Below are 19,818 nucleotides of genomic sequence, written 5' to 3'. Positions count from 1 at the left end.
CATGGCGATCTTCGAGTTCTCCCTGCGTGGAACGCGCGTGCGCGACATCACCCTGCCCGTCCCCCTCGACCACGGCGAGCCGGGAGGCCCGCGGATCGAAGTCTTCGCCCGCGAGCTGAGCGCGCCGGGCGGCGAGGACGCGCCCGTGCTGCTCTTCCTGCAGGGCGGGCCCGGCGGCAAGGGCCCGCGGCCGATGCCGGGGGAGGGGTGGGTCGCCGAGGCGCTCAAGACGCACAGGGTGCTGCTGCTGGCCCAGCGGGGTACAGGTCGATCGACGCCCGTGGACGCGCGCACCCTCGCGGGCCTCGCGCCGGAGGCGCAGGCCGAGCACATCCGGAACTTCCGCGCGGAGCAGATCGTCGCCGACGCGGAGCTCATCCGGCACGAGGTCTACGGCGGCGCGCCCTGGCAGACGCTCGGGCAGAGCTACGGCGGGTTCCTGACGCTGACATACCTCTCGTTCGCGCCCGAGGCGCTTGAGGCGGCGTACGTGACGGGAGGCGTGACGTCGATCGAGCCGGATGCCGACGCGATCTACCGGAACACGCTGCCGCGCGTCGCGCGGAAATCGGCGGAGTTCTACCGCCGCTACCCGTGGCACGCGGGCACGCTCGCGGCGCTCGTCGAGCGGGTGGAGAACGACGACGTCCAGCTGCCGAGCGGTGACAGGCTCACGGCGCGGCGCCTGCAGACGCTCGGGATCGACTTCGGCATGAAACCGGGGATGGAGCGCCTGCTCTGGCTGCTCGACGAGGCGTTCACGCCGTCCGGTCACCTCAGCGACGCGTTCCTCGACGGCGTCGACCAGCGCACCCAGTACAGGGGCGGCGCGCTCTACGCCGTGCTGCAGGAGGAGATCTACGCGTCGGGCATGGGCGCGACCCGCTGGTCGGCGCACCGGATGCGCGAGGAGCTGGGCGGCTTCGATGCGGCCGAGGAGGTCGCGGCCGGGCGTCCGATGCCGTTCACGGGGGAGATGTTCTTCCCGTGGCAGTTCGACGAGATCGCCTCGCTGCGCCCCTTCCGCGACGCCGCCCACGCGCTGCACGAGCGGGAGGATCATCCGGAGCTCTACGACTCCGCGCGGCTCGCGCGCAATGAGGTTCCGGTCGCCGCCGCGATGTACCACGACGACATGTTCGTTCCGATCGAGTTCGCCGAGGCCACGCGCGACGCGGTTCCGAACACGCAGCTGTGGATCACGAACGAGTTCGAGCACGACGGTCTGCGGGCCGATCCGTCGATCGTGCGGCGGCTGATCGACCGCGTCGTCGAGGAGGGAGGACCCCGCCGCTGACGGCGCGCGTCACCTCCCGTTCATCTCGTCGTCACTGCCGATCGGTAGGAAGATATCGGCCCTGCCCGAGGGCCCTCTCGCCCACCGACGCAAGGACGAACATGCCTGAACTCCGCCCACGGCGGCGCCGCGCTATCGCGACGCTCGCCACCGCGGCCGCAATCGGCTCGCTCGCGGTCGTACCGATGACCGCCGCGAACGCCGCGGTCGTCGCCGAGCCGCTGAGCGTCTCCGCCGACGGCGCCGCGGTCTCGCTGAACCCGGTAGGAAGCTTCGAGACGGGGGTGTTCGATGAGTCCGCCGCCGAGATCGTGCAGGCGTACGGCGACCGCCTGTTCGTCGTCAACGCGCAGGCCGGCGCCGTCGCCGTGCTCGATGCCGCGGACCCCGCCGCCATGACCGAGCTGTTCCGGATCGGCTCCGCCGGTGTCGCGAACTCCGTTGCGGTCCGCGACGACGGCCTCGGCGTGATCGCCTTCGAGGCGGAGACGAAGACCGACGCCGGTCACCTCCTCTTCTTCGACGCGAACGCCGATTCGGCCGACGCGGCCGTGCTCGGCACCGTCGAGGTCGGCGCGCTGCCCGACATGGTCACGATCTCGCCCGACGGCGCATACGCGCTCGTGGCGAACGAGGGCGAGCCCGCCGAGGACTTCTCGCTCGACCCCGAGGGCTCGATCGGCGTCGTCGCGCTGCCCGAGGGCATCGCCGCACCGGCCCAGGCCGACGTGCGCACCGCCGACTTCCACGCCTTCGAGGGCGACGCGCTGCCCGAGGGCGTCCGCGTGTTCGGCCCCGCGCCGCACGGCGACGACCTGCCCGTCTCGCGCAACCTCGAGCCGGAGTACATCGCCACGGCCGGCGGCACCGCGTACGCGACGCTGCAGGAGGCCAACTCCATCGCGGTCGTCGACATCGCGAGCGCGGAGGTCACCGACATCCTGGCGCTGCCGAACAAGGACCACGGCCAGATCCCCCTCGATCCGTCGGACCGCGACCCCGAGGGCACGCCCGAGTTCGAGCAGCGCACGTACGACGGGCTGTACGGCATCCCGATGCCCGACGCGATCAGCGCGTACGAGGCAGGCGGTGAGACCTACCTCGTCACGGCGAACGAGGGCGACGCCCGCGAGTGGGGCGACTACGTCGAGTCCGTGCGCGTGAAGGACCTCGAAGAGGAGGGGTACGGCCCGGTCTGCGAGACCAGCTCGCTCGCTGACGACCTGGGCGACGAGGACCTCGGGCGCCTGAACGTCTCGATCGAGGAGGGCTTCGACGCCGAGGCCGGATGCTACGAGGAGCTCTCCGCCTTCGGCGCGCGCTCGTTCTCGATCTGGACGACCGATGGCGAGGTCGTCTACGACTCGGCCGCCGAGCTCGAGCGGATCGCGGCGGAGGCCGCGCCCGGTTTCGCCAACTCGAACCACTCGGAGTCGAACGCCGAGGGCCGCAGCGACGACAAGGGCCCCGAGCCCGAGTCCGTCGAGATCGGCACGGTCGACGGCCGCACCTACGCGTTCGTGGCGAACGAGCGCGTCGGCGGCATCGCCGTGTACGACGTGACCGACCCGGCCGCTTCGGCCTTCGTCACCTACGTCAACAACCGCGACTTCTCGGTCTCGGTCGAGGACGCGGACGACCCGAGCGCCGTGCTGGCGCAGGCGGGCGACCTCGGCCCCGAGAGCATCGAGTTCATCCCGGCCGAGTCCTCGCCCAGCGGCGAGGCGATGATCGCCGTCGGCAACGAGGTGTCGGGCACCACGACGATGTTCGAGGTCGCGCCCACCGCCGAGGAGTCGGCGACGACCGACATCCAGGTGCTCACGATCAACGACTTCCACGGCCGGATCGAGCCGAACCTCCGCAACGGTGAGGCCGGCGCCGCCGTGCTCGCCGGCGCGATCGACCAGTACCGCGCCGAGAACCCGAACACGCTGTTCGCCTCGGCGGGCGACAACATCGGCGCATCGACGTTCACGTCGTTCATCCAGCAGGACAACCCCACGATCGACGCGCTCGTCGAGGCGGGCCTCGACGTCAGCGTCGTCGGCAACCACGAGTTCGACGGAGGCTTCGACGACCTCACCGACCGGGTGATCCCGCGCTTCGGCAGCGAGGACCTCGCGCTCGGCGCGAACGTGTACCGGAAGGGAACGACGGAGCCCGCGCTCGCCGAGTACGCCGTCCGCACCGTCGACGGCGTCGACGTCGCCTTCATCGGCACGGTCACGGAGGACACCTCGACGCTCGTCAGCCCGGCCGGCATCGCCGACATCGAGTTCGGCGACCAGGTGGAGGCGGCGAACCGCGTGGCGGAGGAGATCGCGGAGAACGACCTCGCCGACGTCACGGTGCTGCTCACCCACTCGGGCTCGGGCGGCGACCAGTGCGACGCGATCGCCGAAGAGGGCACCTCCTACGGCGAGCTCGTGCGCGGCGCCTCGGCCGAGATCGACGCGATCGTCTCGGGCCACACGCACCAGCTCTACGACTGCGACATCGCGGGTCCGGACGGCGCCCCGCGCCCCGTGATCTCGTCGCACCAGTACGGCACGACCCTCGGCGCCCTGGACATCCGGGTCGATTCGGAGACCCAGGAGCTCGTCTCGATCGAGGGCACGTCGGTGCCGCTCGTCGTCGAGGAGGAGCCGCAGTTCTCCGAGAACGAGGCCGTGCGCGACATCGTCGACGAGGCGATCCTGGTCGCTGACGAGGAGGGCTCGGTCGAGGTCGGCAAGATCAGCGCCGACATCCTGCGCGGCGGCGAGCCGGCGGGCGACGACCGCGGCGTCGAGTCGAGCATGGGCAACCTGGTCGCCGACATGTACCTGTGGTCGGCGAGCGAGTACTCGAAGTACGGCGGCGCTGAGCCCGCGCAGATCGGAATCATGAACCCCGGCGGGCTCCGCGACGACCTGCGCTACGGCGAGGACGGCACGGTCACCTACCGCGACGTCGCGAACGTGCAGCCGTTCGCGAACACGCTCGTGACCACGACGCTGACGGGCGAGCAGCTCGAGGGCGTGCTCGAGGAGCAGTGGCAGCCGGACGGCTCGGAGCGCTCGAAGCTGCACCTGGGCGTCTCGGAGGGCTTCTCCTACGAGTACGTCGAGGAAGCCGAGCAGGGCGAGCGCATCGTCTCGATGACCTACCAGGGCGAAGAGGTGCAGCCGGAGGACGAGATCCTCGTCGTGACGAATTCGTTCGTCGCTTCGGGCGGCGACAACTTCACCACCTTCGCCGAGGGCGTCGGCACGGCCGACTCCGGCCTCGTCGACCTGACGGCATCGGTCGACTACTTCGCGGAGCACGACGTGGTCGACCCCGCACCGCTCGGCCGGGCGATCCCCGTCGACGGCTCGGACGACGACACCAGCTCGGACGACTCGAGCACGGATGACGCCGGTACGGACGACCCCGGCACCGACGGTACCGGTACGGACGACTCCGGTACGGACGACTCCGGTACGGACGACGCCGGTACGGACGACGCCGGAACCGACGCCGGAACCGACGGCGGCAGCTCGGACGCCAGCGGCTCGGACGACGGCGAGCTCGCCGTCACGGGTGCGAACGTCGCGTGGGGCGTCGGCATCGTCGCCTTGCTGATGCTGGGCGCGGGCGGGGTCTTCCTCGCGATCCGCCGCCGCAGCGCGGCCGAGTAGCCTCGGCCGTCGTTCCGCGAACGCGTCCCGCCGCACGGCGGGGCGCGTTCGCGCGTTCGAGGCCTCGACGAGCCCCGCGGACTTCCGCTCCGTGACTCGAAGCGTGTCGACGCGTGGTTGTGAAACCGAGCTCCGGCGCGGCTGCACGTCGTTCCGGCGCCGCGCCCTCGATACTCTGTCAGCCATGTACGGAACCCGGTACGAGCGGTGGGTCAGCCGCACGAAATGGCCGCTGATGGCGGCGTCGCTCCTCTTCTTGGCGGCTTTCGCCGTCGGCACGCTGACGCCTCCGGACAGCCCGCTGCAGGGTGTCGCCGACGCGATCATCTGGGCGACCTGGGTCGTGTTCGTCGTCGACTATGCGGTTCGGTTGAGCGTCGCCGCTCCGCGGGGCCGGTGGTTCGCCGGGCACCTCCTCGACCTGGTCATCGTCGTGCTGCCGATGCTGCGGCTGCTCCTGCTCCTGCGCTTCGCCACCGCGGTCGCGATCGTCGGGCGCAATGCGGGGAACGCGCTGCGGGGCCGAGTCGCCCTGTACACGGGCGGCACGGCGCTGCTCGTGATGTTCGTGGCGGCGCTCGCCATCCTCAATGCGGAGGAGGGGCACGGCGGGGCGATCGAGTCGTTCGGCGAGGCGCTCTGGTGGACGCTCGTGACCCTGACCACTGTCGGCTACGGCGACTATACCCCGATCACGACCGCGGGCCGGCTGATCGCCGCCGCCCTGATGATCGGAGGCATCGCGCTGATCGGTTCGGCGACGGCGACGATCACGTCGTGGATCGTCGAGAAGCTCTCGGCGCGGGACGACGAGGAGGATGCGGATGACGCGCGCCAGGTGGCCGCGCTGCGCGTCGAGATCGCGGAGCTGAAAGCGATGCTGCGCGAACGCGGGGCCGAATGACCGCGCTGGCCTGTGCGGCCGGACGGCGTCGGCCGCACGCACAGCGGCCCCGCCCGGCTCGGAACCGGTCGGGGCCGCCGCGGCGATGAACGGGTCAGGCGATCTCGAGCAGCGCGTGGCCCGCCGAGATCGTGCCGCCGACGGGTGCGTCGATCGCCGAGACGGTGCCGTCCTTGTGCGCGTGGATGGGCTGCTCCATCTTCATCGCCTCGAGCACGAGCACGAGGTCGCCCTTGACGACCTCCTGACCGTCCTCGACGGCGACCTTCACGACGGTCGCCTGCATCGGCGACTTCAGCGCGTTGCCGGAAGCGCCGGTCGAGACGGCGCCGCCCGAGTGCGAGCGGCGCGACGGGGGAGCGGCGGCAGGGCGACCGCCCTGGCTGCTGTTCGTCGTGATCCGGTCGGGCAGGGAGACCTCGAGGCGCTTGCCGGCGACCTCGACGACGACGGTGTGACGCGCCTCGGCTTCGGCCGGCGCGGCCAGCTCGCCGTCCCACGCGGGGATGTCGTTGACGAACTCCGTCTCGATCCAGCGCGTGTAGACGCCGAACTCGCCGCTCTCGGCGGTGAACGCGGGGTCGCTGACGACCTTGCGGTGGAAGGGCAGCACGGTGGGCAGACCAGCGACCTCGAACTCGGCGAGGGCGCGACGCGAGCGCTCGAGGGCCTCGGCGCGGTCGCGGCCCGTCACGATGATCTTGGCGAGCATCGAATCGAACGCGCCGGACACGCTGTCGCCCGCCGTCACGCCCGAGTCGAGCCGGATGCCCGGCCCACCGAAGGTCTTGAAGACGTGGATGGGGCCCGGCTGCGGCAGGAAGCCGCGACCGGGGTCCTCGCCGTTGATGCGGAACTCGAACGAGTGGCCGCGCGGCTCGGGGTCGCCGTATCCGATCTCCTCGCCCGCCGCGATCCGGAACTGCTCGCGGACGAGGTCGATGCCCGTGACCTCCTCCGAGACGGGGTGCTCCACCTGCAGGCGCGTGTTGACCTCGAGGAACGAGATCGTGCCGTCCGCGCCGATCAGGAACTCGCACGTGCCGGCGCCGACGTAGCCGACCTCCTTCAGGATCGCCTTCGAGGCGCTGTAGAGGATCTCGTTCTGCTCAGGGGTGAGGAACGGCGCGGGGGCCTCCTCGACGAGCTTCTGGTGGCGGCGCTGCAGCGAGCAGTCGCGCGTGGAGACGACGACGACGTTGCCGGCGGCGTCCGCCAGGCACTGGGTCTCGACGTGGCGCGGCTTGTCGAGGTACTTCTCGACGAAGCACTCGCCGCGGCCGAAGGCGGCGATCGCTTCGCGCGTGGCCGACTCGAACATCTCGGGCACCTCATCGATCGTGCGGGCGACCTTGAGGCCGCGCCCGCCGCCGCCGTACGCCGCCTTGATCGCGATCGGCAGGCCGACCTGCTCGGCGAACTCCACGACCTCCTCCGCCGTGTCGACGGGCCCCGGTGTGCCCGGCGCGAGGGGGGCGCCGACCTTCTCGGCGACCCGGCGCGCCGTGACCTTGTCGCCGAGCGACTCGATCGCCTCGGGCGACGGGCCGATCCAGGTCAGGCCCGCGCGCGCGACGGCGCGCGCGAACTCGGCGTTCTCGGCGAGGAAGCCGTAGCCGGGGTGCACGGCGTCGGCGCCGGAGCGGCGCGCGATCGACAGGATCTTGTCGATCTGGAGGTATGTGTCGGCGCTGGTCTCGCCGTCGAGCGCGTACGCCTCATCGGCGAGCTTGACGTGCAGGGCGTCGCGGTCCTGGTCGGCGTACACGGCGACCGACCCGAGACCGGCGTCGCTCGCGGCCCGGACGATGCGGACGGCGATCTCGCCGCGGTTGGCGATGAGGACCTTGCGAATGGCGCGGCTATCGAGCATGGGTTTCAGCCTACTTCGGCACGGGCGTGCCCCTTTGAGTGACTCGGACAACAAAACGGCGAACTCGTCTGCGGGAACCTACGACGTGTGCGGGTGGTGCACCAGGTGCGGCGGAGGGTCTTGACACGTCGGGGCGAGCGGGCCATGCTGTGACTGTTCGAATACCAACACTTGACGTTGGAAAAGCAACACACAGTCGATGAGGACGGTGACATGGCGGGCGAACTTCGCTACGGGCTGGTCGGGGCGGGCACGATGGGGCGCGAGCACATCCGGTATCTGGAGAAGCTCGACGGCGCCCGCATCGCGGCGATCGCCGACCCGCACGGGCCGTCGCTCGCCGAGGCGGGGCGCTTCCTCGCTGCCGATGTCCCCGCATACGCGTCGCACGGCGAGATGCTCGCCGCCGAAGACCTCGACGCGCTGATCGTCGCAACGCCGAACGACACCCACGCGCGGATCCTGCTGGACGTCTTCGCCACCGGCGCCGAGCTGCCGATCCTCGTCGAGAAGCCGCTCGTCACGAGCGCAGCCGACGCGGAGGGGCTCCGCGCGGCCGCAGCCGGCTACGGAGCACCGATCTGGGTCGCCATGGAGTACCGGTACATGCCGCCGATGCAGCGCTTCATCGACGACGTGCACGCAGGCAGAACGGGCACGCCGCGCATGCTCGCGATCACGGAGCACCGCTTCCCGTTCCTGCAGAAGGTGGGCAACTGGAACCGATACGCGGCGCGCACCGGCGGCACGCTCGTCGAGAAGGCCTGCCACTTCTTCGACCTGATGCGGCTGATCCTGCGCGACGAGCCCATCCGGATCTACGCGTCCGGGGGTGCCGACGTGAATCACCGCGACGAGGACTACGACGGACACGTTCCCGACATCCTCGACAACGCGTTCGTCACGGTGGACTTCGCGGGCGGGGCCAGGGCCATGCTCAACCTCTGCATGTTCGCCGAGGGCACGCAGTTCCAGGAGCACCTCTCGGTGACGGGCGACGTCGCCAAGGTCGAGGTCGGCGTCCCCGTGGCGAGCAGCCACTGGGGCGGCGCCGGCGCGAACTCGTACGTGACGCTCAGCCCGCGCGACCCACAGGGGCCGGCGACGGACGAGATCGCCGTGGATCCCGAGCTCGAGGCCGCCGGCGGCCACTACGGGTCGACCTTCTTCGAGCACCAGAAGTTCCAGCAGGTGGTGCGCGGCGAGGCCGACGTCGAGGTCACGCTCGAGGACGGCCTCCGCGCCGTGCTCATGGGGCTGGCGGCCGAACGGTCCGCGGCGGAGCATGCGCCCGTCGACCTCCGCTTTGCGACGAACTGACCACGCGGAACCACGAAGGAAGCAGAACCGGATGAAGTGGCTCAACACCCCCGCCCACGCGCGCTGGCTCGAGGCCGAGGCCGACCGCACGTTCGAGTTCGGCCGCGCCGCGAAGGTCCCGACGGGCTTCGGCTGGCTCAGCAACTCGGGCGTCGTCAGGGACGACAAGAATACGGAGCTGTGGATCACGAGCCGCATGGTGCACGTCTATTCGCTCGCGGCACTGCTGGGCCGGCCGGGAGCGGCTTCGTACGTCGATCACGGCATCCGGTCGCTGAACGGCCCGCTGCGCGACCGCGTCAACGGCGGCTGGTACGCGGAGGTCGACGACGACGGCCCCGTCGACCGCTCCAAGCCCGGGTACGCGCACTGCTTCGTGCTGCTGGCGGCGGCGAGCGCGACCGCCGCGGGTCGCCCGGGGGCGAGCGACCTGCTCGACGACGCGATCGCCCTGTTCGAGCAGCGGTTCTGGGACGAGGAGAACCAGATCAGTCTGGAGTCGTGGGACGAGGCGTTCACCGAGACGGAGGCGTACCGCGGCGGCAACGTCAATATGCACGCCGTCGAGGCCTTCCTCGTCGTCGCGGACGTCACGGGCGACGACACGTGGCTCAGGCGCGCGCTGAGCATCAGCGAGAAGGTGATCCACGACGTCGCGAGGAACAACCACTACCGCGTCGTCGAGCACTTCGACGAGCGGTTGAACCCGCTGTTCGACTACAACTCCGACAACCGCGCGCACCGCTTCCGCGCCTACGGCGGCACTCCGGGGCACTGGACGGAGTGGGCGAGGCTCCTGCTGTCCCTGCGCCAGTCGCTGCTCGACCGCGGCATCGACGCGCCCGAGTGGCTCCGCGAGGACGCGGTCGGCGTCTTCCAGGCGGCCGTGCGCGATGCGTGGGAGCCCGACGGCAACCCCGGCTTCGTGTACTCCGTCGGCTGGGATGGCGAGCCCGTCGTCCGGGCGCGCATCCGCTGGGTCGTCGTCGAGGCGATGGGCGGGGCGAGCGCGCTGCACGCCGTCACCGGCGAGCAGCAGTACGAGGACTGGTACCAGCGCTTCTGGGACTACGCGAAGAACCACCTGATCGACACCGAGAACGGGTCGTGGTGGCAGGAGCTCTCGCCCGAGAACGTCGTGTCGACCGAGGTATGGGACGGCAAGCCAGACATCTACCACCTGATGCACTGCCTGCTCGTGCCGCGGCTGCCGCTCGCCCCTGCGATGGCGCCCGCGCTCGCCGCCGGCCTGCTCGACTCGGTGCCGCGATGACCGCGCCGAGGGCCGTCTTCGTCGGCGTCGCGACCGAGGATTCGATCGCGACCGTCGAGAAGTATCCGGGTGCGGACGAGCGCGTCGTCGCATCGGCGATGGTCTTCGGCGGGGGAGGGCCCGCCGCCACCGCGGCCGTCGCCGCCGTGCGCCTGGGCGTTCCCAGCGCCGTGGTCGCGGCCGTGGGAGACGACGAGGAGGGCGAGCGGGTCGTGTCCCGCCTCGCGGCCGAGGGCGTCGACGTCTCGGGCATCGTGGTCGTGCCGGGCGCCGCGACGTCGCGCAGCATCGTCGTGATCAGCGGCGAGGAGCGGGCGCGCGCGATCATGAACCGCGTCGGACCGCCGCTCGACCTCGTCGGCCACGGGCGTGCGCTCGAACTGATGGCGGGCGCCGAGTGGACGCACGTCGACCAGCACGGCTGGCGCGCGGTCCGCGATGTGCGCGGCCGCGTCGCCGGCGGGATCCGGCTCTCGATCGATGCGGGGAATGAGATCCCCGGCCTCGAGCTCGACGGCACGGCCCTGTACGCGCCGACGCGCGACGCGCTCGAGCGCCGGTACGGCGCGGGGGACCTCGACGAGAACATGCGCAGGGCGATCGACGATGGGGCGGAAGCGGTCGTCGTCACGGACGGCGGGCGCGGCTCGAGGGGGCTGCGTGCGGACGGTGAACGGGCGAGCTCCGTGCCGCCGGAGGCCGAGCTCGTCAGCACGCTCGGCGCGGGGGACGTGTTCCACGGCGCCCTGATCGCGGGGCTGCTCCGCGCCGATGACGGTTCGATCGACGGCGGTTTCGCCGGGGCCGTCGCATACGCCACGGCGGTCGGGACCCTGTCATGCAGGGGGATCGACGGCCGCAGCCGGATCCCCGACCACGAAGAGACGATGTCGGCGCTCGCGCGCTGACCGAGAGGACGGGACAACCACATGACCGACACCGCTATCGACGTGCTGGCGCCGCTGCGCCGACCATCCGGGGCGTTCGCGATGCTCGCGGTCGACCAGCGCGAAGCCCTGCGCAACATGCTCGCCGAGCGGAGCGACGGGCCCGTCACCGACGAGGACCTCGTCGACTTCAAGCTGACGGCCGCGCGGGTGCTGACGCCGCATGCATCCGCCGTGCTGATCGACAGGCAGTTCGCCCTCGACGCCGCGATCGAACGCGGCGCCGTCGACGCGTCGTGCGGCCTGATCGGTTCCGCCGACCACTTCGAACAGGCCCACGACGAGCTCGTCGGCCGGGTCACGATCGACCGCCTCGTGGACGCCGTCGACCTCAAGCGCCGCGGCGCCGTCGCGCTGAAGCTGCTCGTGCTGTGGCGGCCCGACGAGGCTCCGGATGAGCGCATTGCGATGACGCAGGAGTTCATCGGCATCTGCCGCGACGCCGGCCTCGCCAGCATCATCGAGCCGGTCTCGCGCGCGCCGCTGGGCGGCGGCGACTGGGACTGGAACGCCGGCGTGCATGCGGCGGCCGCGGAGCTGGGCGGCCTCGGCGCCGACCTGTACAAGGCCGAGATGCCGCGGCGCGGCGAGGCCGACGATGCCGAGCTCGCCGTCGAGTGCGCGCGGCTCACGGCGGCGATCGACGGGCCGTGGGTCATCCTGTCGTCGGGCGTCGCGCCCGACCGCTTCCCCGAGGCCGTCCGCATCGCGTGCGGTGCCGGGGCATCCGGGTTCCTGGCGGGCCGCGCCGTGTGGGCGCCATCGCTCGACGCCGACGACGTCGCGGCCGACCTGAGCACCAACGCCGTCGCGCGCCTGCAGAGGCTCGCGGCGGTGGCCGACGAATCCGTCGGCGCCGAGAACTGACCGACGAGTGATACCGATGACAACGGAGTTGTGGGGATATGTCTGCATCTGAGAAATGGCAGCCGACGCGCCGCCAGCTGTTGGGCGCCGCGGGGACCGCGGGGCTCGGAATCCTGCTCGCGTCCTGCGCCGGCCCCGGTGCCGCACCGGGCGGCGGGGGCGGCGCCGAAGGCGTCGACACGAGCGGGGAGATCGGGGGCGACCTGTCGTTCGCGCACTGGCGCGGCGAGGACAGGGAGGCCTTCGAGGAGCTCATCGCCAAATTCGTCGAGGAGAACCCCGGCGTGACGGTCGAGCAGGACATCTCGACGTCGGTCGACTACGAGGCGCAGGCGCTCCGGCGCCTGCGCGGCGGCGACATCGGCGATGTCGCGCCGGCGTTCCGCGGCGATCAGTTCGAGCAGTTCGTCTCCGCAGGATTCTTCCTTCCGCTCGACGACACGGGGCTCACGGAGAAGTACCAGGCGGCGCTGATCGCCGACGGCAGCAGGGACGGCACGCAGTACGGCTACCCCTACCAGGTCGTGTACAACGTGCCGATCGCCAACATGGACATCCTCGAGAGCATCGGCGTGACCGAGGCGCCGACCCATTGGGACGCCTACATGGACATGCTCGAGAAGATCAAGGCGAAGGGGATCACCCCGATCGCGTTCCCCGGCGCGGACGCGGGCAACGCGGGTCAGCTCATGAACTCGATGGTCATGAACCTCGGGCCGACCGACGACATGTTCGCGCGCGTGCAGTCGGGGGAGTACAAGTGCACGGACGACTGGTTCCTCGAAGTGCTGAGGCACTACGAGGAGCTCGCGCCGTACATCCAGCCGAACGCGGCGGGCACCGCGGTGGAACCGGCGCAGCAGATGTTCGTGACGGGCGACGCCGCGATCCTCTCGACCGGCAGCTACCACATCGCGGCGGCCCGCGAGCTCGGGGCCGAGTTCCCGATCGACCTCGTGCCCGCGCGGACGAACGCCGAGGGGGAGGGCGACTACGTCGGCATCTACAACGCGACGTTCATCCTCGGCCTCAACTCGGCCGGGGACAACCAGGCGACGGCGCTCGCGTGGCTCGAGTTCCTCAGCCAGCCGGAGAACGCCGGGTTCTACGGGGACGCGACGGCGCAGCACACCTCGGTCGCCGGCGTCGAGTACCAGAACGAGGACCTGCAGCGCATCGCGCCGTGGCTCGAGCGCGAGCTGATGCTCGCCCCGCGGTTCCAGTTCCTCGACACAGACATGCGCAACGCGGTCGAGGCCGCGGGCCTGGCGGCGATGACGGGCACCAGCCCCGAGCAGGCTGCGGAGGATGCGCAGAAGATCGTCGACGAGCGGGTAGCGGCCCAGGGCTGACGCCGTGACCTCGACCAGGCTCATCGTCACGCAGGGCGCGGCGAAGAAGAGGCGCTTCCTGACATCGGGGCGCCGCGTCTCGCCCCTGCTCTACCTGTTCCCCGTGCCAGCCCTGGCTCTGTACGTGATCTTCTTCGTCCTGCCGACGCTGCAGACGTTCCAGTACTCCGTCACGAACTGGGACGGCTACAGCGCCGCCTTCGACTACGTCGGGATGGAGAACTTCACGAGGGCGTTCACGGGGGACTCGCTCTTCACGAACGCCCTCGCGAACAACCTGAAGTTCATGGTGGCCGTCGTGATCGGCCAGACGGCCGTCGCGCTGACGATGTCGGTGCTGCTCGTGAAGAACACGAAGACGAACGTGTTCCTGCGTGCGCTGTACTTCTTCCCGACGATCCTGTCGTCGGTGTCGGTCGGCTTCATCTGGAAGTTCGTCTACGACCCGAACTTCGGGGTCATCAACTCGGTCCTGGGCGCCGTGGGGCTGGACGGGATGCAATCGGCGTTCCTCGGCGATCCGGTGACCGCCATCTACTGGCTCGCCGTCACGCAGATCTGGTTCCACGCCGGCATGATGATCGTCATCTTCGTCGCCGGGCTCCAGGCGATCCCCGCGGAGCTGTACGAGGCGGCCGAGGTGGACGGCGCCGGCGCGTGGCGCCGCTTCACCTCGATCACGTGGCCCCTGATCGCGCCGGCGATGGGGATCGTCGTCGCGTACACGACGATCCAGTCGTTCAAGGCGTTCGACGTGGTGCTGAGCATCTCGGGCAACCCGCCCAGCCGGGCGCTCGACATCCTGTCGACGCGCATCTACTCGACGTTCGCCGACTCGCAGTTCGGATACGCGGCCGCCGAGTCCGTCCTGTTCATCGTGTTCATCCTCGTGATGACGTTCCTCGTGCGCCGGTTCCTCCGGCTGATCCAGAGGGGGGAATCATGACGGGCCGCATCTCGCGGGGCGTCGTCCTCGCGATCTACGCCGTGATCATCGCGGTGCCGCTCCTGGTCGTGTTCACCGGCAGCTTCAAGACGACCCAGGAGATCTTCGAGAACTCGTTCTCGATCCCGACCTCCCCCGAGTTCGCGAACTATCAGGAGGTGCTCACCGGCGGCAACCTCGCGACCGCCTTCGGGAACAGCGCCGTGATCACGCTCTGCTCGGTGACGCTGACGCTCTTCATCGCGTCGCTCGCGGCGTACGGCATCTCCCGCATCCCCGGGTGGAGGGGATGGCTGCTGCTCGGCTTCTTCGTCGCGGGCATGTCCGTTCCGACGCAGGCGAACATGATCCCGCAGTTCGTGCTGTGGGGGCGCCTGAACCTGCTCGACTCGCAGCTCGGCCTGATCCTCGTGAACATCGTCGCGACGCTCCCCGTCGCGGTGTTCATCCTGGGCGGCTTCATGAAGACCCTGCCGGACGGCCTCTACGAGGCGGCGGAGATCGACGGCTCCGGCCCGATCCGCACGTACTGGTCGATCGCGATGCCGCTCTCGGCGCCGTCGCTCGCGGCGACCGCGACGTTCCTGTTCGTCATGCACTGGAACGAGCTGCTCTACCCTCTGCTGTTCGTCTCGTCCGACGAGAAGGCCACGCTGCCGCTGGCTCTGCTGCGGTTCCAAGGGGAGTACCTGACCAACTATCCGCTCCTGTTCGCGGGAGTCGTCCTGTCGTCGATCCCGATCGTGATCGCCTACGTCTTCCTGCAGCGATACTTCGTTGCCGGCATGACGAGCGGCGCCGTCAAGGGCTGAACGACGGAAAGGCAGATCGAAATGCAGAACGAGACCACCCTGATCGACGGCGTCTGGTCGGCGCTCGGAACCCGGCGCGACGTGACGTCGCCCGGCACGGGAGCCGTCGTCGGCGACGTGTGCTGGGGGACGGCGGACGATGCCCGGCGCGCGGCCGACGCCGCGGCGGGCGCGTTCGACGCCTGGGCAGGCCTGCCAGGCCGGGCCCGCGCCGACATCCTGCTGAGGGCAGCGGACCTGCTCGCGCAGCGGCGTGACGAGATCGCGCCGCTGCTCGCCGCGGAAGCGGGCAAGCGGCTCCCCGAGGCAGTGGGGGAGCTCAACTTCTCGGCCGAGTACATCCGGTGGTTCGCCGAGGAGGCCCGTCGGCCGCAGGGCCGCGTCTATGCGCAGGAGGACGCCGCGCGTCGCCACCTCAGTTCGCGCCGCGCGGCCGGCGTCGTCGTGAGCCTGACGTCGTGGAACTTCCCGTGCTCGCTCCAGGCGCGCAAGCTCGCGCCCGCGCTCGCCGCCGGATGCCCCGTCGTCGTGCGCGTGTCCGAGCGCGCGCCGCTGGCCGTCACCGAGATGATCAGGGCGTTCACCGACGCCGGGGTCCCGGCGGGCGTGCTGGGGCTCGTGCACGGCCCCTCGCACGAGATCACCGATGCCCTGCTCGAGCATCCGGCGGTCCGCGTCGTCACGTTCACGGGGTCGACGACGGTCGGCCGAGCCATCATGGCGAAGGCCGCGGAGCGCGTCGTGCGCCCGATGCTCGAGCTCGGCGGCGACGCAGGCTTCATCGTCTTCGACGATGCCGACGTCGACGCGGCCGTCGACGCCGCCGTGCTCGCGAAGACCCGCAACACGGGGCAGTCGTGCGTCGGCGCCAATCGCTTCATCGTGCACGAGGCCATCCACGACGAGTTCGTCGAGAAGCTCGCGGCGAAGCTCGATGCCATGACGATCGGCGACGGCCTGGCCGAGCCGACCCCCGACCTCGGGCCGATGATCGACAGGAAGGGCGTCGACGCCGTCGGCTCGATCGTCGAGGACGCCCTCAGGCGCGGAGCCGTCGAGGCGACGACCCCGCGCGTGGTGCCCGATTCCGGTTTCTTCGTGCGGCCGATGCTGTTCACGGACGTCCCGGATGACGCCCGCCTCGCGCGCGAGGAGGTGTTCGGGCCCGTCGCCGGCGTCTTCCCGTTCGCGACGGAGGACGAGGCCGTCTCGCGTGCGAACGGCACCGAGATGGGCCTGGCCGCCTACGTGTTCTCGTCCGACGCCTCGCGCTGCTGGCGCGTCGCCGAACGGCTCGAGGCAGGGATCGTCGGCGTCAACGACCCGCTTCCCTCGGTCGCCTTCGCGCCCATGGGCGGAGTGAAGCAGTCGGGGCTCGGGCGCGAGGGCGAATCGATCGGTCTGGAGGAGTTCACGGAGCCGAAGTACATGGCCTGGCGGATATGAGCGGGCTGCGCGGGGCTGCGCGGGGCTGCGCCCGGTGCGCGCGCCACCGCCCATCAGCGGTATGCCGGTCGTACACTGGCGGCGGCATGACACCGGTGCGCTCGTCGCCCGGAAGGAAGAGGTGGCCGAAGGTGGCAGCCGGAGACGGTATGATGGCGCGGCAGCGCGCGATCGTGCAGGACCTCAAGGAGAGGGGCTTCGTGTCGACGACCGAGCTCGCCGCGAAGCACGACGTCTCGGACATGACGATCCGCCGCGACGCCCGCCGGCTCACCGCACTCGGCGCCGTCCGTTCGGTCCACGGCGGGCTGATGCTTCCGCACGGCACGATGCACGGCGCGGGCTTCGCGGCCAGGGCGGGTGAGGACGCGGACGCGAAGCAGGCGATCGCCGCGGCCTGCAACTCCCTGATCGACGTCGACGAGCGAGTGTTCATCGATGCGGGAACCACGACGTACGCCGTGGCGCGCTCGCTCAGGACGCGCTTCTCCGGAACCCTCATCACGCACTCGGCGCCCGTCATGCAGATCGCGCTGCAGCTGCCGAACGCGACGACGATCTCGCTCGGCGGCCAGCTCCTGCACGACAGCCAGGCGTTCGTCGGTTCGATGGCGATCGACAACCTCGCGGGGCTCCGTGCCGAGACGGCGTTCGTCGGCGTCGCCGGCATCGACGAGGAGGGGCTCTACATCGAGCGGAACCTCGAGCGGGCGACCAAGCGAGCGATCATGGCGGCCGCCGACCACGTCGTGCTCGTTGCCACGTCGAGCAAGATGGGCCGCACCGATCTCGTCAGACTGGCGGGGCTCCGCGAGGTCGACACGCTCGTCACCGAGGCCGCGCCGCCGCGGCCGATCGCGGACGCGCTCGACGCGGAGGGCGTCGAGGTGGTCGTCGCCGACCGGCTGCCGTAGGTGCCGGGGTCAGCAGCGCATCCCGGCTAACCCCTGTTGTCGGCGAGCGCCGCGAAGTACGCGTCGCAGGAGTGCCGGATGTGCTCGCGCGCGACGGCGGCGGCGCGGGCGGCGTCGCCGTCGGCGATCGCCTCGACGACGGCGCGGTGCTCGGCCAGAGACTGCCGGCTGCGGCCAGGCTGCCGCACGGAGAGGGCGTTGCTGAGCAGCATCTGGTCGAGGAAGGGCTCTCCGGCGCGCAGGATGCGCGAGTTGCCGCTCGCGAGCCAGATGCGGCGGTGGAACTCGACGTCGGCCCTGCGGAACTCGTCGATCTCGCCTCGGTCCAGGTGGCCTGCTTGTGCTTCGCAGAGGCTGATCAGCCCCCCGTCGGCGGCGTCGTCCGCGGCCGCGAGCTCGGCGGCCATGGCGTCGAGCGCCTCGCGCAGCTGATAGATCTCGCGCACGTCGCGGTCGTGCAGCACGGGGACGAAGAAACCGCGGTGCAGCTCCGAGGTGATCAGCCCCTCGCGCGCCAGGATCCCGAGAGCGGCCTTGATCGGGGTGGCGGACAGGCCGAGCTCGTCGCTGAGCGGGCGGACGGTGAGGCGTGAGCCGGGCGCGATGCGCCGATCGAGCACGCGCGCGCGGATCGCCGCGTATGCGGCGTCGGTCAGGCTCGTGCGCGCCACCGGAGCGCCCTCGGCGCCGTCGTCCATCCGCGCTCCGCCTCTCACATTCGGATGCCGGTGGGCGCCCCCTCGCGGTCGAGCAGCGGGAGCGTGACACCGACGACATCAGGGTACTTGTTGCCGGCACCGGTGTTGAGCAGGACGACCTCGTCGTCCTCGGCGATCCACCCCGTGCGGCGCAGCTCGGCAGCGGCAGCGATCGTCGTCGCGCCCTCGGGGCACGGGAGGAGCCCTTCCTCCTCGGCGATGGTGCGCAGCGAGGCGACGGCGTCCTCGTCGCTCACCCGGACGGCCGTGCCCCCGGTCTGCCGTACGGCGTCGAGCACGCTCGGTGCGCCCAGGACGGGCGTCGGCACGTTGACGCCGAACGCCAGCGTCTTCGTGTCCGCGAGCGGCTCGACGTTCTCAGCGCCCGCCTCGAACGCGCGCACGATCGGGTCGCATCCGGAGGCCTGCACGCTCACGAGGCGCGGCATCTTGTCCGACGGGATCCAGCCCAGCCGCTGCAGTTCGCGCAGCGCCTTGCAGATGCCGATCAGGCCGACACCGCCGCCGGTGGGGTACAGGATCACGTCGGGCACGCGCCAGCCCAGCTGTTCGGCGATCTCGAGCCCCATCGTCTTCTTGCCCTCGACGCGGTACGGCTCCTTCAGCGTCGAGACGTCGAAGTGCTCGCCCCTGGCGACGAGCGAGCCGACGGCGCGGCCCGCATCCGAGATCAGCCCGTCGATGAGCGAGACGTCGGCGCCGGCGAACCGGGCCTCCGAGCGGGTGATCGCGGGCGCGTCGACCGGCATGATCGCCGCGAGCTCGATGCCGTAGCGGGCGCAGTACGTCGCCCACGCGGCTCCGGCGTTGCCGTTGGTGGGCATGGCGAGCCGCCTCAGGCCGAGCTCGGCGGCCCTCGCCACGCCGACGGCGGCGCCGCGCGCCTTGAACGTTCCGGTGGGCAGGGGGGACTCGTCCTTGAGCTTCAGGCGGGGGATGCCGAGCTTCTTGCCCAGAGCGGGCAGGTCGATCAGCGGGGTCATGCCCTCCCCGAAGCCGTGGACGCGGTCGGGGTCCTGCACAGGCAGGAGCTCGTGATAGCGCCACAGGTCGGGCGCGCGCCGCGCGATGACGTCGGGGGTCACGGCATCCCGCACCCCGTCGAGGTCGTACTGCGCGAACAGCGTCGTGCCCTCGGCCGAGAGGTTCTGCGGGGTGCTCGGGTCGTACGAGTCTCCGGACGTGCTGCTGCGCAGGCCGGTGAGGTAACTGAATCGCGTCGATGCCATCCTGAGTCTCCCTTGACTAGATTTTAAATCTAATCTGAGAGTACCGGAGCCCCATCGGGGTGACAAGCCCCCGAAGTGGAGCGATGAACGCACCCGCCCGAGTCGCAGATCTCGCCCTGAAATCCCAGGCGGGTTCAAGTTTCGAGTGCAACGCCTATTGCTTCTCGTAGCTTCTCACTCGGGGTCCAGTAGTCGAGGGTCTTCCGAGCGCGTGTGTTCAACAGGTGTTGTGCTCGGGCGAGGTCGTCATCGGT

15 protein-coding genes are annotated in these 19,818 nt (G+C 70.7%); 12 read left to right on the top strand and 3 right to left on the bottom strand.

The window, feature by feature from the left end:
- Position 1 precedes the first annotated feature (1 nt).
- The 3 genes from C0010_RS05675 to C0010_RS05665 all read left to right on the top strand — a co-directional run bounded on the left by C0010_RS05675 (position 2) and on the right by C0010_RS05665 (position 5,866).
- Positions 2 to 1,297, top strand: a complete 1,296-nt coding sequence (locus C0010_RS05675; protein ID WP_105566107.1) for an alpha/beta fold hydrolase — start codon at positions 2 to 4, stop codon at positions 1,295 to 1,297.
- Positions 1,298 to 1,398: 101 nt separating this feature from the next.
- Entirely contained in the window at positions 1,399 to 4,962 is a 3,564-nt protein-coding gene (locus tag C0010_RS05670; protein ID WP_105566106.1) for a choice-of-anchor I family protein, read from the top strand.
- Between the two features lie 184 nt (positions 4,963 to 5,146).
- On the top strand, positions 5,147 to 5,866 hold the full coding sequence (locus C0010_RS05665; RefSeq protein ID WP_105566105.1) for a potassium channel family protein: 720 nt from the start codon (positions 5,147 to 5,149) through the stop codon (positions 5,864 to 5,866).
- Between the two features lie 94 nt (positions 5,867 to 5,960).
- Here the strand turns inward: C0010_RS05665 and C0010_RS05660 are convergent, their stop codons facing one another.
- A complete protein-coding gene (locus C0010_RS05660) occupies positions 5,961 to 7,739 on the bottom strand; it encodes an acetyl/propionyl/methylcrotonyl-CoA carboxylase subunit alpha (protein WP_105566104.1) in 1,779 nt (592 codons plus the stop codon).
- A 213-nt stretch (positions 7,740 to 7,952) separates the two neighbouring features.
- Between C0010_RS05660 and C0010_RS05655 the strand changes: the two genes are divergently transcribed.
- The 9 genes from C0010_RS05655 (at position 7,953) to C0010_RS05615 (ending at position 17,616) form a co-directional block, all read left to right on the top strand.
- Positions 7,953 to 9,059, top strand: a complete 1,107-nt coding sequence (locus C0010_RS05655; RefSeq protein WP_105566103.1) for a Gfo/Idh/MocA family protein — start codon at positions 7,953 to 7,955, stop codon at positions 9,057 to 9,059.
- 31 nt (positions 9,060 to 9,090) lie between these two features.
- Positions 9,091 to 10,332, top strand: a complete 1,242-nt coding sequence (locus C0010_RS05650) for an AGE family epimerase/isomerase (RefSeq protein WP_105566102.1) — start codon at positions 9,091 to 9,093, stop codon at positions 10,330 to 10,332.
- Entirely contained in the window at positions 10,329 to 11,240 is a 912-nt protein-coding gene (locus tag C0010_RS05645; RefSeq protein ID WP_105566101.1) for a PfkB family carbohydrate kinase, read from the top strand. Before C0010_RS05650 ends, C0010_RS05645 begins: the two co-directional genes overlap by 4 nt.
- A 21-nt stretch (positions 11,241 to 11,261) precedes the next feature.
- Positions 11,262 to 12,146, top strand: coding sequence for an aldolase (locus C0010_RS05640; protein WP_105566100.1), 885 nt, complete (start codon positions 11,262 to 11,264; stop codon positions 12,144 to 12,146).
- Between the two features lie 38 nt (positions 12,147 to 12,184).
- Complete coding sequence (locus tag C0010_RS05635; RefSeq protein ID WP_105566099.1) at positions 12,185 to 13,498, top strand: ABC transporter substrate-binding protein; 1,314 nt, start codon at positions 12,185 to 12,187, stop codon at positions 13,496 to 13,498.
- 4 nt (positions 13,499 to 13,502) lie between these two features.
- Positions 13,503 to 14,444 (top strand): carbohydrate ABC transporter permease, encoded by a 942-nt coding sequence (locus tag C0010_RS05630; RefSeq protein ID WP_198410843.1) that lies wholly within the window; start codon positions 13,503 to 13,505, stop codon positions 14,442 to 14,444.
- Positions 14,441 to 15,256: a carbohydrate ABC transporter permease gene (locus tag C0010_RS05625; RefSeq protein WP_105566098.1), complete on the top strand. Its 816-nt coding sequence runs from the start codon at positions 14,441 to 14,443 to the stop codon at positions 15,254 to 15,256. Before C0010_RS05630 ends, C0010_RS05625 begins: the two co-directional genes overlap by 4 nt.
- A gap of 21 nt (positions 15,257 to 15,277) precedes the next feature.
- Positions 15,278 to 16,702 carry an aldehyde dehydrogenase family protein gene (locus C0010_RS05620; RefSeq protein WP_232531755.1) on the top strand — a complete coding sequence of 475 codons (1,425 nt, stop codon included), beginning with the start codon at positions 15,278 to 15,280 and terminating at the stop codon, positions 16,700 to 16,702.
- Positions 16,703 to 16,833: 131 nt separating this feature from the next.
- Positions 16,834 to 17,616 carry a DeoR/GlpR family DNA-binding transcription regulator gene (locus C0010_RS05615; protein WP_232531752.1) on the top strand — a complete coding sequence of 261 codons (783 nt, stop codon included), beginning with the start codon at positions 16,834 to 16,836 and terminating at the stop codon, positions 17,614 to 17,616.
- Positions 17,617 to 17,642: 26 nt separating this feature from the next.
- Here the strand turns inward: C0010_RS05615 and C0010_RS05610 are convergent, their stop codons facing one another.
- Both C0010_RS05610 and C0010_RS05605 read right to left on the bottom strand, forming a co-directional pair.
- On the bottom strand, positions 17,643 to 18,314 hold the full coding sequence (locus tag C0010_RS05610; protein ID WP_105566095.1) for a GntR family transcriptional regulator: 672 nt from the start codon (positions 18,312 to 18,314) through the stop codon (positions 17,643 to 17,645).
- A 14-nt stretch (positions 18,315 to 18,328) separates the two neighbouring features.
- Positions 18,329 to 19,564: a threonine synthase gene (locus tag C0010_RS05605; RefSeq protein ID WP_105566094.1), complete on the bottom strand. Its 1,236-nt coding sequence runs from the start codon at positions 19,562 to 19,564 to the stop codon at positions 18,329 to 18,331.
- Positions 19,565 to 19,818: the final 254 nt, after the last annotated feature.

The organism is Microbacterium halophytorum (assembly GCF_002970975.1).
In the GTDB taxonomy this organism is placed as follows: Bacteria; Actinomycetota; Actinomycetes; order Actinomycetales; family Microbacteriaceae; genus Microbacterium; species Microbacterium halophytorum.
This window is presented reverse-complemented; position numbering and strand designations above follow the sequence as displayed.

Excerpts from the sequence above, each read along its gene's own strand:
- C0010_RS05645 (WP_105566101.1), top strand. The coding sequence starts at position 10,329 with ATGACCGCGCCGAGGGCCGTCTTCGTCGGCGTCGCGACCGAGGATTCG.
- C0010_RS05605 (WP_105566094.1), bottom strand. The coding sequence starts at position 19,564 with ATGGCATCGACGCGATTCAGTTACCTCACCGGCCTGCGCAGCAGCACG.
- C0010_RS05650 (WP_105566102.1), top strand. The coding sequence starts at position 9,091 with ATGAAGTGGCTCAACACCCCCGCCCACGCGCGCTGGCTCGAGGCCGAG.
- C0010_RS05640 (WP_105566100.1), top strand. The coding sequence starts at position 11,262 with ATGACCGACACCGCTATCGACGTGCTGGCGCCGCTGCGCCGACCATCC.
- C0010_RS05670 (WP_105566106.1), top strand. The coding sequence starts at position 1,399 with ATGCCTGAACTCCGCCCACGGCGGCGCCGCGCTATCGCGACGCTCGCC.
- C0010_RS05620 (WP_232531755.1), top strand. The coding sequence starts at position 15,278 with ATGCAGAACGAGACCACCCTGATCGACGGCGTCTGGTCGGCGCTCGGA.
- C0010_RS05635 (WP_105566099.1), top strand. The coding sequence starts at position 12,185 with ATGTCTGCATCTGAGAAATGGCAGCCGACGCGCCGCCAGCTGTTGGGC.
- C0010_RS05675 (WP_105566107.1), top strand. The coding sequence starts at position 2 with ATGGCGATCTTCGAGTTCTCCCTGCGTGGAACGCGCGTGCGCGACATC.
- C0010_RS05610 (WP_105566095.1), bottom strand. The coding sequence starts at position 18,314 with ATGGACGACGGCGCCGAGGGCGCTCCGGTGGCGCGCACGAGCCTGACC.
- C0010_RS05660 (WP_105566104.1), bottom strand. The coding sequence starts at position 7,739 with ATGCTCGATAGCCGCGCCATTCGCAAGGTCCTCATCGCCAACCGCGGC.
- C0010_RS05625 (WP_105566098.1), top strand. The coding sequence starts at position 14,441 with ATGACGGGCCGCATCTCGCGGGGCGTCGTCCTCGCGATCTACGCCGTG.
- C0010_RS05665 (WP_105566105.1), top strand. The coding sequence starts at position 5,147 with ATGTACGGAACCCGGTACGAGCGGTGGGTCAGCCGCACGAAATGGCCG.
- C0010_RS05655 (WP_105566103.1), top strand. The coding sequence starts at position 7,953 with ATGGCGGGCGAACTTCGCTACGGGCTGGTCGGGGCGGGCACGATGGGG.